Origin of the sequence: Aeromonas sp. HMWF014 (assembly GCF_963878295.1) — a bacterium.
GTDB lineage: Bacteria > Pseudomonadota > Gammaproteobacteria > Enterobacterales > Aeromonadaceae > Aeromonas > Aeromonas popoffii.
Window position 1 is genome coordinate 1 of sequence record NZ_CAWNYS010000096.1, and the last position, 15,935, is coordinate 15,935.

The window sequence follows — 15,935 nt, forward strand, 5'->3', positions numbered from 1 at the left end:
CATCCACCCCGCCCCGGCTGCTGCCGAGGTGAAGGAGGAGACTCCCGATCAGCCAGCCGTGACGGCGGCTCATGACGAGGAAACCGCCATGATCCCTGCCCAGGGTGCAGACCCGCGTGTCGATCAAGGGGAGGTGAAGCCATGAGTCAGGCCGAACAACCCCTGATCACCCATCTGGTAGAGCTGAGAACCCGCTTGCTACGGTCCATCTCGGCCATCCTGCTGGTGTTCATCGCGCTGATCTATTTTTCCAACAATATCTATGACTTCGTGGCCCAGCCGCTGCTCAGTCAGTTGCCGGCAGGCACCAGCATGATAGCGACGGATGTGGCGACCCCCTTCCTGACGCCGATCAAGCTGACGCTGGTGGTCTCCTTCTTCGTGGCGATCCCCTATCTGCTCTACCAGGCCTGGGCCTTCATCGCCCCCGGTCTGTACAAGCATGAGCGGCGTCTCATCATGCCGCTGGTCGTCTCCACGGCGGTGTTGTTCTACAGCGGTATGGCGTTTGCCTACTACGTGGTGTTCCCGCTGGTGTTCGGCTTTTTCACCAGTACCGCGCCCGCCGGGGTGACAGTGGCGACTGACATCGCCAGCTATCTGGACTTCGTGCTCACCCTGTTCTTCGCGTTCGGGGTAGCGTTCGAGATCCCGGTGGCCACCATACTGCTGTGCTGGACCGGGGTAACCACCCCCAAGAGCCTGCGGGAGAAACGCCCTTACGTCATCGTCGGGGTGTTCGCGGTCGGCATGTTGCTGACGCCGCCTGATGTCTTCTCCCAGACCTTGCTCGCGATCCCGATGTGGGCGCTGTGGGAGATAGGTCTGTTCTTCGCCCGCTTCTATGTGAAGAAAGAGGATGAAGAGCAACAGGAACAAGCGGAAGGGGGGAGCTGAGGCTCCTCTTAATTTGATAGAGCCGATACATGGTTACGAAAACGGATTTACAAGAATGGGTGCTTACTGCGTTAGCAGATCGCGGAGGTAGAGCTCCAATTGTTAGTATCGCTGAATGGATATGGACACATAAAGAGCAAGAATTGAAAGGCGCCGGAGAGCTGTTCTTTACATGGCAATATGACATGCGCTGGGCTGCTACTGAGTTAAGAAAGTCTAAGCAAATTAAGGATACAAGCCTGACTCCCAAAGGGGTTTGGGAGCTGGCATGATCGATATCGGTTTAAACCTGACCAGCAGCCAGTTTGCCGGTGAACAGCCTGAACTGGTGGCGCGTGCCCGCGCCGCCGGGGTCGAGGCATTGATCCTGACCGGCACCGATCTGGCCGGTAGCCGCGAAAGCGCTGACTTGGCTGCTCTGTGGCCGGGTTACTGCTTCTCCACCGCAGGGGTCCATCCCCACGATGCCAAGAGTGTCGATGAGACAACCCTGCCCGCCCTGCGCGAGCTGGCGGCATTGCCGCAGGTGGTGGCCATCGGCGAGTGTGGTCTCGACTACAACCGCGACTTCTCCCCCCGCCCGGTGCAGGATGCGGTATTCGATGCCCAAGTGGCGTTGGCTGCCGAACTGGCAATGCCGGTGTTTCTGCATTGCCGTGATGCCCATGCCCGCTTTGTCGAGATCTTGCGTCCCTGGCTGCCCAGCCTGCCAGGCGCAGTACTGCACTGCTTCACCGGATCCGACGAGGAGCTGGACGAGTGTCTGGCACTGGGGCTGCATATAGGGGTGACGGGCTGGCTCTGTGACGAGCGCCGTGGTCAGCTGCTGCGCGAACAGGTGGCCCGCATTCCGGCCGGTCGGTTGATGATTGAAACCGATGCCCCCTATCTGGTGCCGCGGGATTTGAAACCCCGCCCGAAACGCAACGAACCCGCTTTTTTGCCGCATATCGCCCAGGTGGTGGCGGCCTGTCGTGGTGAAGCGCCCGAGGCCTTGCTGGCCCATACCCGGGCCACCTCCGCCGCGTTCTTCCAACTTCCTCTTTTGGAGTGATTCATGGCTACAACTCTTCCGGGCGCCTTTCCGGGTCGCCGCCTGCGCCGGGTGCGCAAACATGATTTCAGCCGTCGTCTGGTGCGCGAGAACGTCCTGACCGTCAACGATCTCATCTATCCCGTGTTCGTGCTGGAGGGGGAGAACCGCCGTGAGGCCGTCACCTCCATGCCGGGGGTGGAGCGTCTCTCCATCGATCTGCTGCTAGCGGAAGCCGAAGAGCTGGTCGCCCTCGGCGTGCCCGCCATCGCTCTGTTCCCGGTGACGCCGTTGGAGAGCAAGAGCCTGCTGGCGGAAGAGGCCTACAACCCTGACGGGCTGGCCCAGCGGGCGACCCGCGCCCTCAAGGCTCGCTTCCCCGAGCTGGGTGTTATCACCGACGTGGCGCTCGATCCGTTCACTACCCATGGTCAGGACGGCATCATAGATGACGAAGGCTATGTGCTGAATGACATCACCACGGAAATCCTGGTGAAGCAGGCGCTTTCCCATGCCGCCGCCGGGGTCGATATCGTCGCGCCGTCCGACATGATGGATGGCCGTATCGGGGCGATTCGTGCTGCGCTGGAAGAGAATGGCTTCATCAATACCCAGATCATGGCTTACTCCGCCAAGTATGCCTCCTGCTACTACGGCCCGTTCCGCGACGCGGTTGGCTCTGCTGGCAACCTCGGCAAGAGTAACAAGGCCACCTACCAGATGGATCCGGCCAACAGCAACGAAGCCTTGCACGAGGTGGCGCTGGATATTCAGGAAGGGGCCGACAGCGTCATGGTCAAACCGGGCATGCCCTATCTGGACGTGATCCGTCAAGTGAAGGATCAGTTCGGCGTACCGACCTTTGCCTATCAGGTGAGTGGCGAGTACGCCATGCACATGGCGGCGATACAGAATGGCTGGCTGAAGGAGAAGGAGAGCATCATGGAGTCCCTGCTCTGCTTCAAGCGAGCCGGTGCCGACGGCATCCTCACCTACTTCGCCAAGCGCGTGGCGCAGTGGCTGAAGGAGGACGCCAGACGCTGATGCCTGCCTTGCTCTTTCGCCCACAATGCCGACCTCCGGGTCGGCATTGTCGTCTCTGGCTGCCTTGTTGCCGATTTAATGAGCACATTCTCGCTAAAAGTGGGGAGCTGGCCCACCTCTCGGCGGCAAAGGCTTGATTAATGAGGTTTCTGCCTACATCTTAGATGGTCCAAGCAGGCTTCTGGACGGCAGGGGCTGTAGAGAATTTAGAGGTACCGCAGGATGAATAACCCTTTGCTGACAATGGACTCGCTGCCCCCTTTCAGCCAGATCCAGCCCGATCAGGTGCACGCTGCCGTGACGCAGGCGATCGCCGATTGCAAGCAGAAGATCGGCGATGTGCTGGCCCAGCGTGACCCCCATACCTGGGACAGCCTGATCGCGCCGCTGGAAGAGGTGAATGACCGCCTGGCGCGAGTCTGGTCACCGGTCAGCCATCTTAACTCTGTGCTCAACAGCGAAGCGCTGCGCGCGGCCCATGACGCCTGTCTGCCGCTGCTCTCCGAATTCCAGACCTATGTCGGTCAGCATGAGGGGCTCTATCAGGCCTATCGCGAGCTGGCCGAGAGCGACGACTTCCCGCTGCTGAGCGGCGCCCAGCGCAAGGAGATCCAAAATACCCTGCGCGACTTCCGCCTGTCCGGTATCGGTCTACCCACCGAGGCGCAGCAGCGCTACGGCGAAATCCAGGCCCGTCTCTCCGAGCTGGCCTCCCGCTTCAGCAACAACGTGCTGGATGCGACCCAGGGCTGGCAAAAGCTGGTGGCCGACGAGGCCGAACTGACCGGCCTGCCACAGAGCGCGCAGGCCGCCGCCCGCCAGCTGGCGGAGCAAAAGGGTCAGCAGGGCTGGCTGTTCACTCTGGATATTCCCTCCTACCTGCCGGTGATGATGTATGCCGACAACCGCGAGCTGCGCGCCGAACTGTATGAGGCCTTCACCACCCGCGCCTCGGATCAGGGCCCGAACGCCGGCAAGTGGGACAACTCCTCCATCATGACCGAGCTGCTCTCCCTGCGCCGCGAGCTGGCCCAGCTGCTTGGCTTTGCCAATTACGCCGAGCTGTCGCTGGCCACCAAGATGGCAGACAAGACCGAACAGGTGGTGAACTTCCTCACGGATCTGGCCGCCAAATCCCTGCCGCAAGGCAAGGCCGAGCTGGAGGAGATCCGCGTCTTCGCTGCCGAGCAGCATGGTCAGAGTGAACTGGCCGCCTGGGATCTTGCTTACTACGCCGAGAAGCTCAAGCAGCACAAGTTCTCCATTTCCGACGAGCAGTTGCGCCCCTACTTCCCTGCCAGCAAGGTGGTGGAGGGGCTGTTTGAAGTAGTGAAACGGGTGTTCGGCATCAAGGTGCGCGAGCGCCTCGGCATCGACACCTGGCACCCGGATGTGCGCTTCTATGACATCTTCGATGCCGAAGACGAGCTGCGCGGTAGCTTCTATCTCGACCTCTATGCCCGCGAACACAAGCAGGGCGGTGCCTGGATGGATGTGTGCCTGGGTCGTCGTTACCGTCAGGATGGATCCTTGCAAAAGCCGGTGGCTTACCTGACCTGCAACTTCAATGGCCCCGTGGATGGCAAACCGGCCCTGTTCACCCACAACGAAGTGGTCACCCTGTTCCACGAGTTCGGTCACGGTATTCACCACATGCTGACCCAAATCGACGTGGCCGGCGTTGCCGGTATCAACGGTGTGGCCTGGGATGCGGTGGAGCTGCCGAGCCAGTTCCTCGAGAACTGGTGCTGGGAGTCCGAGGCGCTGGCCTTTATCTCCGGTCATCATGAGACCGGCGAGCCATTGCCTGCCGATCTGCTGGAGAAGATGCTGACTGCCCGCAACTTCCAGGCTGCCATGCAGATGCTGCGTCAGCTGGAGTTCGCCCTGTTCGACTTCCGCCTGCACCAGGAGTTTGACCCGGCCAATCCGGATCAGGTCCTGACCCTGCTGGCCGAGGTGCGCAGCCAGGTGGCTGTGATGACGCCGCCCGCGTTCAACCGTTTCCAGCACAGCTTCTCCCACATCTTTGCCGGCGGCTATGCGGCGGGCTACTACAGCTACAAGTGGGCCGAGGTGCTCTCTGCCGATGCCTTCTCCCGCTTCGAGGAGGAGGGGATCTTCAATCCGGTCACCGGCCAATCCTTCCTGAAGCATATTCTGGAGAAGGGGGGGGCTAAGGAGCCGATGGAGCTGTTCCGTGCCTTCCGTGGCCGCGAGCCCAAGGTCGATGCGTTGCTGCGCCACAGCGGGATCGCCGCCTGAGACCCAGCGCCGCCGTGAGCTTCAAGCCGGTACACTTTTGCGGCATAGTGGGATCCTTGCATGATTTTTGAGATAAAAAGGGACCTTTTGGTCCCTTTTCTCAAGGCTTTTTAATATCTTGCGGAGTGCATGTTTGCACTGTCCCCGCCTCTTCAGTAGAGTCGGGTTCTACCTTCCAAGGAGAGAAAGAACCTTGCCATGAGGCGAGCACTCGAGTCTGTCTATCAAATCATCTCAAGTCTGTCTCATTCGAGTGGCCAGGGATATTTCGATACCTTTGTGAGTGAAATCGCCGCAGCGGTCAGGGCCGATTTCGTCCTGATTTCAGGCAGGGATCAAGCTGGGCTGTTTTTCAAGGTACACGCCGTCCACCCTGCGTCTCTCGACACCACCCATTTCAGTTTTCCGGTCAGCGCCACCCCGGGGGAGGTCGCCCTGCAACAGGGGGAGGCCTGGTTCAGCGATCGCGTCCAGCAGCTGTTCCCTCATGCCGCCGTGTTGCAGGACTGGCATATTCAGGCCTATGCCGCCGTGGCCCTCAAGAATGCCCAGGGCGAGACAATCGGCCTCTGCAGCGTGCTGTTCAAGCAACCGCTCGCCAACATGGACAAGGTGATGGGCTTGCTGCGGCTGCTGGCGCCGCTGGCGGGCCGCGAGCTGGCGCTGATGTGTCAGCAGTTACCGGTGCTGAACCAGCCTGAGTATCACCACTTTCTGCACACCATGATGTCTCACGCCCCCGTGGGGATCGGCAAGCTGGATCTGGATGGCAGGATCCTCTGGACCAACCCGGCCATCGAGAAGATGCTGGGTTACAGCCAGAAGGAGCTGCAGCACCGCACTGCCGCCGAACTCAACCATCCGGAAGACTGGCTGCGCAGCGCCCCCTGTTATGGGGAGCTCAAGCGCGGCGAGCGTACCGCCTTCACTCAGGAGAAGCGTTACCTGCACCGGGATGGTCAGGTGTTGTGGGGGCGGGCCACTGTCACCCTGGTGCGGGACGAGCAGCTGCAGCCCGACTACCTGATGGTGGTGCTGGAAAATATCGATCCTCTCAAGCGTCATGCCGAGCAGCTCAAACTCTCCCACCGGGTCTATGACAATCTCTCCGAAGCCATTTTGGTGTGTGATGCCGACAGTCGCATCATCTCGGTCAATCCGGCGTTCGAGCAGATCACGGGGTACAGCGAGAGTGAGGTGTGCGGTCAGTGCCCCAGCATGCTCAAGTCCGGGCTGCACGATCAGGCCTTTTACGCCGACATGTATCACGCACTGGAGCGGGTAGGAGTCTGGCGTGGTGAGGTGTGGAACAAGCGCAAGAACGGCAAGCTCTACCCCCAGCAGCTGATGATCAGCACCTTGCGGGAAGGGGGCAAGATCAGCCAGTACATAGGCATCTTCAGCGATCTCTCCCAGACCAAGCTGGCGGAGCAGAAAATTGCCGCTCAGGCCAACTACGACAACCTCACCGGCCTGCCCAATCGCTGGCTGTTTGGCCGCTGCCTCAGCCGCTTCTGCGAGCGGGGCGAGCGTTTCGCACTCATGGTGCTGGATCTCAACAATTTCAAAGCGGTCAACAACAGCATGGATCACCACGCCGGTGACGCCCTGCTGCGGGAGGTGTCGGATCGGCTGGTGAGCCGGGTACGTACCGATGATCTGGTGGCCCGCATCGGCGGCGACGAGTTCGCCTTCCTGGTGCCCGGTATAGTCAACCGTCGGCAGGCCGAGGTATTCGCCAAGCAGGTGGTAGGGGGCTTCGCCCGTCCCTTTATGCTGGCCAATCAGCACCTTTATGTGACCGCCACCATCGGCATCACCCTCTGCCCCGGGGATGGCGTCGAGAGCGACGAGCTGCTGCGCAACGCCGAACAGGCGCTGTTTGCCGCCAAGCGGCAGGGGCGCCAGCTCGGCACCTACTGCGTCTCCATGCGGGAGGAGGTGCGCCAGCGTCACCAGATGCAGCAGGATCTGGCGGAGGCCATCAAGCTGGAGCAGCTGACCATGGCCTATCAGCCCATCTGGGACAACCGCCGCGGCCGGGTGGCCAAGCTGGAGGCGCTGGTGCGCTGGTATCACCCCCAGTGGGGCCAGGTTTCGCCGGCTGATTTCATTCCGCTGGCGGAAGAGGCCGGGCTCATTCAGGGGCTGGGGGCGCTGGTGCTCTGGCAGTCGTGTCGGGATCTGGCGCGGTTGCAGCAATCCGGCTTCCCGGATCTGCAGATGTCCATTAACCGCTCCACCCAGGAGTTCCAGACCATAGATCCGGAGGCGAGCGAGTGGCTCAAGGTGATCCATCACTTCGGGCTCGACCCCTGCGATATTGTCATCGAGATCACCGAATCCCTGCTGATGGAAACCAGTGATCAGCACAGGGTGCGGATCGATGCCCTGCGCGAGGCGGGCTGCAAGCTGGCCATCGACGACTTTGGCACCGGCTATTCGGCTCTCAACTACCTGCGCAACTTCCCGGTGGATCTGGTCAAGATTGACAGGGCCTTCGTGCGCCATATCCCGTTCAACGAGCAGGACAGGCTGCTGCTCGATGGCATCATCAACATAGTGCACAACCTCGGCATGCAGGTGGTGATCGAGGGGGTGGAGACTCGCGAGCAGCTCAACTTCCTCTGCCAGAAGGGGTGTGCCTTCACCCAGGGGTTCCTGCTCAGCCGTCCACTGGCATATGACGACCTGATCGAATACCTGCAACTCAACGACAAGAGCATGTTCCTGCAGAGCAGCTAGCCGATACCTGTTCTAGCGCCAGGGTCAGCCTGTCGTGTCTTCTCGCCATGCCACTTGGCCCCGATACGACACACCCTACAGCCGCATAAAGGGGCTGTGATACACTCCGCCCATTGAACTTAGAACGCAGCCAAGATCATGCAAATCCTCCTCGAAGACCCCACCAAGGCCGCGCAGGCACACGTGCTGGCCAGCCAGCTTGACCAGACCGACTACCCCCAGTTCGCGCTGGTGTTTACGCCCGAGCGGCTGGAGCTGCGCAAGCTGGACGAACCCAAGCTGGGTGCCGTCTATGTGGACTTTGTGGAAGGAGCCGTAGCCCACAGACGCAAGTTCGGTGGCGGGCGCGGTCAATCCATTGCCAAGGCGGTCGGGCTCAAGGCCGGTGCAATGCCTACCGTGGTGGATGCCACTGCCGGGCTCGGCCGCGATGCCTTCGTGCTGGCTTCCCTCGGCTGCAAGGTGACCTTGATTGAGCGCAGCCCTGTGGTGGCGGCCCTGTTGCAGGATGGATTGAGACGGGCGGCGCAGGATCCCGAGATAGGCTCCTGGGTCAGCGAGCGGATGCGCCTGCTGCAAGGACCGGCGGTTGACAACCTGCTGGCGTTGACCGAGCGGCCTGATGTCATCTACCTCGATCCCATGTTTCCCCACAAGCAGAAGTCGGCGTTGGTGAAAAAAGAGATGCGGGTGTTCCAGTCGCTGGTGGGGCCGGATCTCGATGCGGATGCCCTGTTGCCGGCGGCCCTCAAGATGGCGGAGAAACGGGTGGTGGTAAAGCGCCCCGACTACGCGGGTTGGCTCAATGAGCACAAACCCAGCATGGCCATCGAGACCAAGAGCAACCGCTTCGATGTCTATGTCATGGCGGCGCTGGCGGCGGGTTAACGGTCTGTGTGAGCCGCGGATGTAAAAAAGAGGGCCAACACCATGTTGGCCCTCCTTTTTTGTACTGAATTCAGCGAGTTGGAGCGAAGCGGATCAGCTTCTCTTCCCCTTGCCAGTTCAGGCGCAAGGTTGCCAACTCTGCCAGGCTGAGCCGCTCGCCACTGTGCAACAGCAGATACTCAACCCCTTCGCTGGCTTCTATGGTGCGGATCTTGTCATGCCACTGGTAACCATCACGGCTGGTGAGGCTCACCGGCAATTGCCAGCTGGCGGCAATTTCAAGCCAGTCGTAGAGATCGCAGCTGATAGGTTGGTAATCCGGCATGATCGGCTCCCAAACAAGCAAGTTTCTGGATCAGGCTTCCAGCAAGCGAGTGGGCCAGCCCATCTTTTGCTGGCGTTCCACTTCGAGTCGCAATTCGCTGGCGCGCAGGTAGTGTCCATCCATCCATCCCTTGGGCAGGGTCAGAATCAGCGCCTCTTCATCGGCCTGCAGGGTGAAGCTGGGTACTGTGCCCTGAGTGCGACGCATGCAGAGGATCAGCGCGATGCGCAGGATACGGGCCAGGCGGATCGCCTGACGACCGGTGACGGCACCCTGTTTCTCCAGGGTTTCCAGCTTGAATTCGTCCCGCTGGTTGAGCAGCAGGGCCGACAACAGCTTTTTTTGCGCAGGGGTAAAGCCCGGCATGTCGATGTTGTCGATGATGTAGGCGGCGTGTTGCGGTGCCTTCTTGTACTCGATACAGAGGCCGATCTCGTGCAGCAGGGCTGCATAACGCAAGATCGGGCGCCCGTAGCGTTTGGAGAGTCGCCAGGCCGGTTGCAGCTGGTTGAATGCGTCGACGGCGGTATCGCGCACCCGCTCGGCGTGCTCTGTATCCAGCTGATAGCGGCTGATCAGGCTGTCTGCGGTGCGATCCCGGGCATCACAGTCGTGATTGTTGCCAAGCAGACCGTAGATCAAGCCTTCTCGCAACGCGCCGCCCGCGAGGGTCATGCTCTCGATGTTCAGGGTTTCGAAGATGGCGATCAGGATGGCGAGACCGGAGGGGAACACGGTCAGCCGCTCGGCCGCCAGCCCTTCCAGTTGCAGCTGGTCCAGCCTGCCACAGGCGATGGCCTGACCCATCAGCTCCTGCAGTTTCGGCAGGGTGACCCGCTCGCTCTTCCCTTGCGCCAGCATGATCTCTTGCAGCGCCTGTACCGTGCCGGAGGCGCCGACGCAGGTGCGCCAGCCCAGCGTACGGTAGTCATCAGCCACCTTCTCCAGCACCGACTTGGCGGCCGCGATGGCCTGTCCGAAGCGGGCTTCACTCAGCTCGCCATCACCAAAGTGGTTGTTGAGCCAGGTGACGCAGCCCATGTGCAGGCTGTTGAGCAGTTTTGCTTCGCTATGTTCGCCGATCACCAGCTCTGTGCTGGCGCCGCCGATGTCGATCACCAGCCGGTTGCCTTCCCCGGCAGAGGTCCAGGAGACCCCCTCGTAAATGGTCTTGGCCTCTTCCTCGCCAGAGATGATCTCTATGCTGTGGTTGAGCACCCGTTCCGCTTCGCTGAGGAACTCATCGACGTTGGTGGCAAGGCGCAAGGTAGCTGTGCCCACCACCCGGATGTTGTCGGCCGGAATGTCCTGCAACTGCTCGGAGAACAGGCGCAGGCAGTCCCAGCCCCGCTCCATGGCGGCACGGCTGAGACGAAATTCCGGATCGAGCCCGGCGGCGAGGCGAACCTTGCGCTTGACCTTGGTGACGGTGCGCAGCGCACCGGCGACCTCGCGCACCACCAGCATATGAAAGCTGTTGGAGCCAAGGTCGATGGCGGCATAGAGCGGCGAGTTGTACAACTGGGCCTGTCCTTCAGCTCTTGCGCGGCGGACGACGACGGTTGTTGCTGTTGGCACCACCCTGGCGATCCCGCATGTTGCGGTTCACCGGCTGGCGGTTACGAACGACCCGTTTCGGTGCGGTCACGTCATCCAGCAGCGCCTCGCGGTCATACTTGCTGACCGGGATCGGGTGGTGGATGTACTCCTCGATAGCAGGCAGGTTGAAGGCATAGTCTTCACAGGCCAGGCTGATGGAGTGACCGCTCTTGCCGGCACGACCGGTACGCCCGATACGGTGCACATAGTCTTCGGCGTCGTCGGGCAGGTCATAGTTGAAGACGTGGGTCACGTCAGGGATGTGCAGACCACGGGCAGCCACGTCGGTAGCGACCAGGATGTCCAGCGTCCCTTTGGTGAACTCTTCCAGGATCTTCATCCGCTTCTTCTGCGGTACGTCACCGGTCAGCAGACCGACACGGTGGCCGTCATTCTCCAGCCACGCATGTACGTCTTCACAGACATGCTTGGTGTTGGCGAAGACGATGGCCTTTTCCGGCCACTCCTCTTCCATCAGGGAGAGCAACAGCAGCATCTTGTCTTCGTTGGAGGGGTAGAACAGCTCCTCCTTGATGCGCACGCCCGTCATCTGTTCAGGCTCCACCTGCACGTGTTCCGGGTGGTTCATGTGCTCGTAGGCCAGCTCCTGCACCCGCAGGGAGAGGGTGGCGGAGAACAGCATGCTCAACCGCTCGGTCGGTGCCGGCATGCGGCGGAACAGGAAGCGGATATCCTTGATGAAGCCCAGATCGAACATGCGATCGGCTTCATCCAGTACCACGACCTGAATATTGCTCAGATCGATGACCTTGGATTTGAAGTAGTCGATGATGCGGCCGGTGGTGCCGATCAGGATGTCGACGCCCTGCTCCAGCACGGCCAGCTGCTTGTCGTAACCTTCGCCGCCGTAGGCGAGGCCGAGTTTCAGGCCGGTAGAGGCGGCTATGCTGTCGGCATCGTTGTAGATCTGTACTGCCAGTTCCCGGGTGGGCGCCATGATGATGGCTCTGGGTTGGTTAACCAGACGGGGATTGGTCAGCGGGTGGGTCAGCAAATAGTTGAATGTCGCGGCCAGGAAGGCAATGGTCTTGCCGGTTCCTGTCTGGGCCTGACCGGCAAGGTCATGGCCTTCTACCAGCAACGGCAGAGACAGAGCCTGGATGGGCGTGCAATAGTGAAATCCCTTTGATTCCAGACCAGCCAGAACTTCGGGTTCGAGGCCCATTTGGGCGAATTTTTCGGTCGTTAAGTGTGTTTTGCTCATGGCGGTAGGTTATCAGGTTAGGCTTGCAATAATAAACAGGATCATTTCAAATAGGGCAACTATTGCCTTTGTTGATACGTCAATAAAGCCTTAATTACTGACTGGAGTTGGAGATGAGTGACAAGATTGTTCAGCTGAGCGATGCCAGCTTCGAGGCAGATGTAATCAAAGCCGATGGCGCCGTTCTGGTCGACTTCTGGGCCGAATGGTGCGGTCCGTGCAAGATGATTGCCCCGATCCTGAACGAAGTCGCCCAAGAGTATGCCGGTCGTGTGACAGTGGCGAAATTGAACATCGACCATAACGCCGACACTCCGCCCAAGTATGGGATTCGCGGTATTCCGACCCTCTTGCTGTTCAAGAATGGCGAAGTGGCTGCGACCAAGGTCGGTGCCCTGTCCAAGACTCAGCTGAAAGAGTTTCTGGACGGTAACCTGTAATAATCAAAAAGGAGCGCATTGCAATAATGCGCTCCTTGTATTTTATCACCTAGACGCTCGTCCCGATTGGTGCTAGTTTATCGTTCGTTTGCTAACCTTTTTGCCTGACTCTTTGCTTAACAACAGCCCGGCAAATCAAATCCGATCAGCATCAATCCAGCAGACTGTCTCCTCATTTCAATCCTTGCTTACAGACTTTCACCACTATGAATCTGACTGAATTAAAGAACACTCCTGTGTCCGAGCTGGTCAAGCTTGGCGAATCCATGGGGTTAGAAAATCTGGCTCGGGCGCACAAGAAAGATATTATTTTCGCGATCCTCAAGGCGCATGCCAAGGGTGGTGAGGATATCTTTGGCGACGGTGTGCTGGAAATCCTGACCGATGGTTTTGGCTTCCTGCGCAGTGCAGACGGCTCCTATCTGGCAGGCCCGGACGATATCTATGTCTCCCCGAGCCAGATCCGCCGCTTCAACTTGCGTACCGGCGATACCATCTCCGGCAAGATCCGGCCACCGAAAGAGGGCGAACGTTATTTCGCGCTGCTCAAGGTCAACGAGGTCAACTACGACCGTCCGGAAAACGCCCGCAACAAGATCCTGTTCGAAAACCTGACTCCCCTGCATGCCAACGAGCGTCTGCGCATGGAACGGGGCAATGGTTCGACAGAAGATATCACTGCCCGCGTGCTGGACCTGGCTTCCCCCATCGGTAAAGGCCAGCGCGGCCTGATCGTGGCGCCGCCCAAGGCCGGTAAGACCATGCTGCTGCAGAACATCGCCCAGAGCATCGCCTACAACCACCCGGACTGTGAACTGATCGTCCTGCTGATCGACGAACGCCCGGAAGAAGTGACTGAGATGCAGCGCATGGTGAAGGGTGAAGTGATCGCTTCCACCTTCGACGAGCCGGCATCCCGTCACGTCCAGGTCGCCGAGATGGTGATCGAGAAGGCCAAGCGCCTGGTCGAGCACAAGAAGGATGTGGTCATACTGCTGGACTCCATCACCCGTCTTGCCCGTGCTTACAACACCGTCATACCCTCATCCGGCAAGGTACTGACCGGTGGTGTGGACGCCAATGCCCTGCACAGACCCAAGCGCTTCTTCGGCGCCGCGCGTAATGTTGAGGAAGGCGGCAGCCTGACCATCATAGCGACCGCGCTGGTTGATACCGGTTCCAAGATGGACGAGGTTATCTACGAAGAGTTCAAGGGGACCGGCAACATGGAACTGCACCTCTCGCGCAAAATTGCCGAGAAGCGCGTTTACCCGGCCATCGACATCACCCGCTCCGGTACCCGGAAGGAAGAGTTGCTGACGACCGGTGACGAGCTGCAGAAGATGTGGATCCTGCGCAAGATCATTCACCCCATGGGTGAGATCGACAGCATCGAGTTCCTGATCGACAAGTTGGCTGCCACCAAGACCAACGACGAATTCTTTGACTCCATGCGGCGTCAACAGAAGTAATCTGGTCGGACAATGACGAAACCGCGGCTTAGGTCGCGGTTTTTGTTTATCTATTTTCCGGTCGCTTGAGTAGTATGAAACCTCGATGTCACAAGGACAGGGACGTCATGAAGCTGGTACTTCTGATAGGACTCGGTTGGCTGATGGGCATGCCGGTGCATGCTGCCCCCCCCTCGGTGCCCAGATCCGAGCTGGTCGCCGATGAAGGGCTGCAGGGCCATCTCGATTATCTGGGCAGCCGTCTGCAGCAGGGGCAGTTTGCTGCCATGGACTCGCTGTTGGACTCGCTGGCCGTGGGCCAGCGGGAATACCTGCTGTTCCGGCTACTTACCACCCTGGATGCCAGCCCCAGCGCAAGCTCCCCCGAACTGCTGCTGTGGGTGCGTGCTCAGTCGGTGAAGGCACCCCGTTGGCTGGTGGAGAAGGAGGTGGACGGTTTCCTGGTCCAGCAGCCTGCCTATGATTTTGCCGCTGCGGCGCGGCTGGTACTGAGCCGCTGGCAGCAACAGGTCTGGCAGGACAACTACCGCCAGCTGCTGGAGCAGAACAGCTTCGAATTCAAACAGATCTACAACAGCCGCAACCGGGACCTGGCCTTGCAGCAGCAGGCGTTGCTGGCAGTCCTCGAGCGGCAGCCGCGTTTTGTCTTGCAGCGCGAGGCGCGCAAGCTGGCCGCCATGAGCATCTTCCTGCCCGACAATCAGCTGCTGCGACAGCTGGTCGAGCGCACTGGCGATACCGCCCTCTATCAGAAGCTGTGGCACCAGCCGGTGGATCACGACAGCATCGCAGCCCTCATGAGCGTGGCCCGTTTTCATCAGGGGCAGACGGCGAGCGACCTGCTCATCGCCGCCAGCCGCAACAGTCGTTTGACATTGCCCGCTCTGCAACAACTCAGCCAGCTCTCACCCCTGCCCGACTCGGCGCAGAAGTTCCTGCTGGCCGAACTTGGCAATCGTCAGTACAGCGGTCAGGTGGCCAGTCTGCTGTTGCAGATGGATGAACCCAGGCTGCTGGCCCAGCTCGCAGATCGGCTCACCCAGCAGGAAAAGCGCCATGCAAGCCCTGTGATGCTGCCCGATACGGGTACACCCGTCGCTTCGCCGGGGTTATAATGCGGCATCGCCTGAACACAGGGTACCTGCATGAAATACAAGGATTTGCGTGATTTCATCGCGCAGCTGGAACAAAACGGACAACTCAAGCGCATCACCCGCGAGATAGATCCCTATCTGGAGATGACGGAGATCAGCGATCGCACCCTGCGTGCGGGTGGCCCGGCCCTGCTGTTCGAAAATCCCAAAGGTTACCGCATGCCGGTGCTGACCAACCTGTTCGGCACCCCGGATCGGGTCGCCATGGGCATGGGCCAGCCCAACGTCGGCGCCCTGCGTCAGGTGGGGACCTGGCTCTCCTACCTGAAGGAGCCCGAGCCGCCGCGCGGTCTCAAGGAGCTGATGGAGAAGCTGCCCATCTTCAAGCAGGTACTCAATATGCCGACCAAGCGGCTCTCCTCCGCCCCTTGCCAGCAGGTGGTGCAGGAAGGGGAGGCGGTCGATCTGGACCAGATTCCGATCCAGCACTGCTGGCCCGGTGATGTGGCGCCCCTGGTCACCTGGGGCCTCACCATCACCCGCGGTCCCTATAAGAAGCGGCAGAACCTCGGCATCTACCGCCAGCAGAAGATCGGCAAGAACAAGCTGATCATGCGCTGGCTGGATCATCGCGGTGGCGCCATCGATTTTCGCGAGTGGCAGGAAGCCCACCCGGGCGAGCGCTTCCCCGTGGTGGTGGCGCTGGGCGCCGATCCTGCGACCATACTCGGCGCAGTGACGCCGGTGCCAGACAGTCTCTCCGAATATGCCTTCGCGGGCTTGCTGCGGGGCAGCCGCACCGAGGTGGTGAAGGCGCTGAGCTGTGAGCTGGAGGTGCCCGCCAGCGCCGAAATCGTGCTGGAGGGGTATCTGGAGCCGGGGGAGATGGCGCCCGAGGGGCCTTACGG

General features: G+C 60.3%; 14 protein-coding genes. 11 read left to right on the top strand and 3 right to left on the bottom strand.

Annotation, left to right across the window (positions count from 1 at the left end):
* Positions 1-141 precede the first annotated feature (141 nt).
* The 7 genes from tatC (at position 142) to AAC083_RS03770 (ending at position 8,872) form a co-directional block, all read left to right on the top strand.
* The gene (gene tatC, locus AAC083_RS03740) at positions 142-897 is read left to right on the top strand and encodes a twin-arginine translocase subunit TatC (protein ID WP_108535839.1); all 756 of its coding nucleotides are present in this window, start codon (positions 142-144) and stop codon (positions 895-897) included.
* Between the two features lie 29 nt (positions 898-926).
* On the top strand, positions 927-1,169 hold the full coding sequence (locus tag AAC083_RS03745) for a hypothetical protein (protein ID WP_108535840.1): 243 nt from the start codon (positions 927-929) through the stop codon (positions 1,167-1,169).
* Positions 1,166-1,951: a TatD family hydrolase gene (locus tag AAC083_RS03750; protein ID WP_108535841.1), complete on the top strand. Its 786-nt coding sequence runs from the start codon at positions 1,166-1,168 to the stop codon at positions 1,949-1,951. Before AAC083_RS03745 ends, AAC083_RS03750 begins: the two co-directional genes overlap by 4 nt.
* 3 nt (positions 1,952-1,954) lie before the next feature.
* The gene (hemB, locus tag AAC083_RS03755) at positions 1,955-2,974 is read left to right on the top strand and encodes a porphobilinogen synthase (RefSeq protein WP_108535842.1); all 1,020 of its coding nucleotides are present in this window, start codon (positions 1,955-1,957) and stop codon (positions 2,972-2,974) included.
* Between the two features lie 222 nt (positions 2,975-3,196).
* A complete protein-coding gene (gene prlC, locus AAC083_RS03760) occupies positions 3,197-5,239 on the top strand; it encodes an oligopeptidase A (RefSeq protein WP_108535843.1) in 2,043 nt (680 codons plus the stop codon).
* Between the two features lie 198 nt (positions 5,240-5,437).
* On the top strand, positions 5,438-7,984 hold the full coding sequence (locus tag AAC083_RS03765) for a sensor domain-containing phosphodiesterase (RefSeq protein WP_108535844.1): 2,547 nt from the start codon (positions 5,438-5,440) through the stop codon (positions 7,982-7,984).
* Between the two features lie 138 nt (positions 7,985-8,122).
* Entirely contained in the window at positions 8,123-8,872 is a 750-nt protein-coding gene (locus tag AAC083_RS03770; protein WP_108535845.1) for a class I SAM-dependent methyltransferase, read from the top strand.
* Between the two features lie 70 nt (positions 8,873-8,942).
* On the opposite strand, the gene AAC083_RS03775 is transcribed toward AAC083_RS03770, so the two are convergent.
* The 3 genes from AAC083_RS03775 to rhlB are packed head-to-tail and all read right to left on the bottom strand — an operon-like array spanning position 8,943 to position 12,021.
* Positions 8,943-9,197, bottom strand: coding sequence for a Rho-binding antiterminator (locus tag AAC083_RS03775; RefSeq protein ID WP_042036068.1), 255 nt, complete (start codon positions 9,195-9,197; stop codon positions 8,943-8,945).
* Positions 9,198-9,227: 30 nt separating this feature from the next.
* Positions 9,228-10,718, bottom strand: coding sequence for a guanosine-5'-triphosphate,3'-diphosphate diphosphatase (gene gppA, locus AAC083_RS03780; RefSeq protein WP_108535846.1), 1,491 nt, complete (start codon positions 10,716-10,718; stop codon positions 9,228-9,230).
* A gap of 13 nt (positions 10,719-10,731) precedes the next feature.
* Entirely contained in the window at positions 10,732-12,021 is a 1,290-nt protein-coding gene (gene rhlB, locus AAC083_RS03785; protein WP_108535847.1) for an ATP-dependent RNA helicase RhlB, read from the bottom strand.
* A 113-nt stretch (positions 12,022-12,134) separates the two neighbouring features.
* Between rhlB and trxA the strand changes: the two genes are divergently transcribed.
* From trxA to AAC083_RS03805, 4 genes are all read left to right on the top strand, one after another.
* Positions 12,135-12,461 (top strand): thioredoxin TrxA, encoded by a 327-nt coding sequence (gene trxA, locus AAC083_RS03790; RefSeq protein WP_005307306.1) that lies wholly within the window; start codon positions 12,135-12,137, stop codon positions 12,459-12,461.
* 206 nt (positions 12,462-12,667) lie between these two features.
* The gene (gene rho / locus AAC083_RS03795; RefSeq protein WP_042036072.1) at positions 12,668-13,933 is read left to right on the top strand and encodes a transcription termination factor Rho; all 1,266 of its coding nucleotides are present in this window, start codon (positions 12,668-12,670) and stop codon (positions 13,931-13,933) included.
* Between the two features lie 107 nt (positions 13,934-14,040).
* Positions 14,041-15,048 (top strand): hypothetical protein, encoded by a 1,008-nt coding sequence (locus tag AAC083_RS03800; RefSeq protein ID WP_108535848.1) that lies wholly within the window; start codon positions 14,041-14,043, stop codon positions 15,046-15,048.
* Positions 15,049-15,078: 30 nt separating this feature from the next.
* On the top strand, positions 15,079-15,935 hold an 857-nt coding region (locus tag AAC083_RS03805), incomplete at its 3' end, for a UbiD family decarboxylase (RefSeq protein ID WP_146181567.1).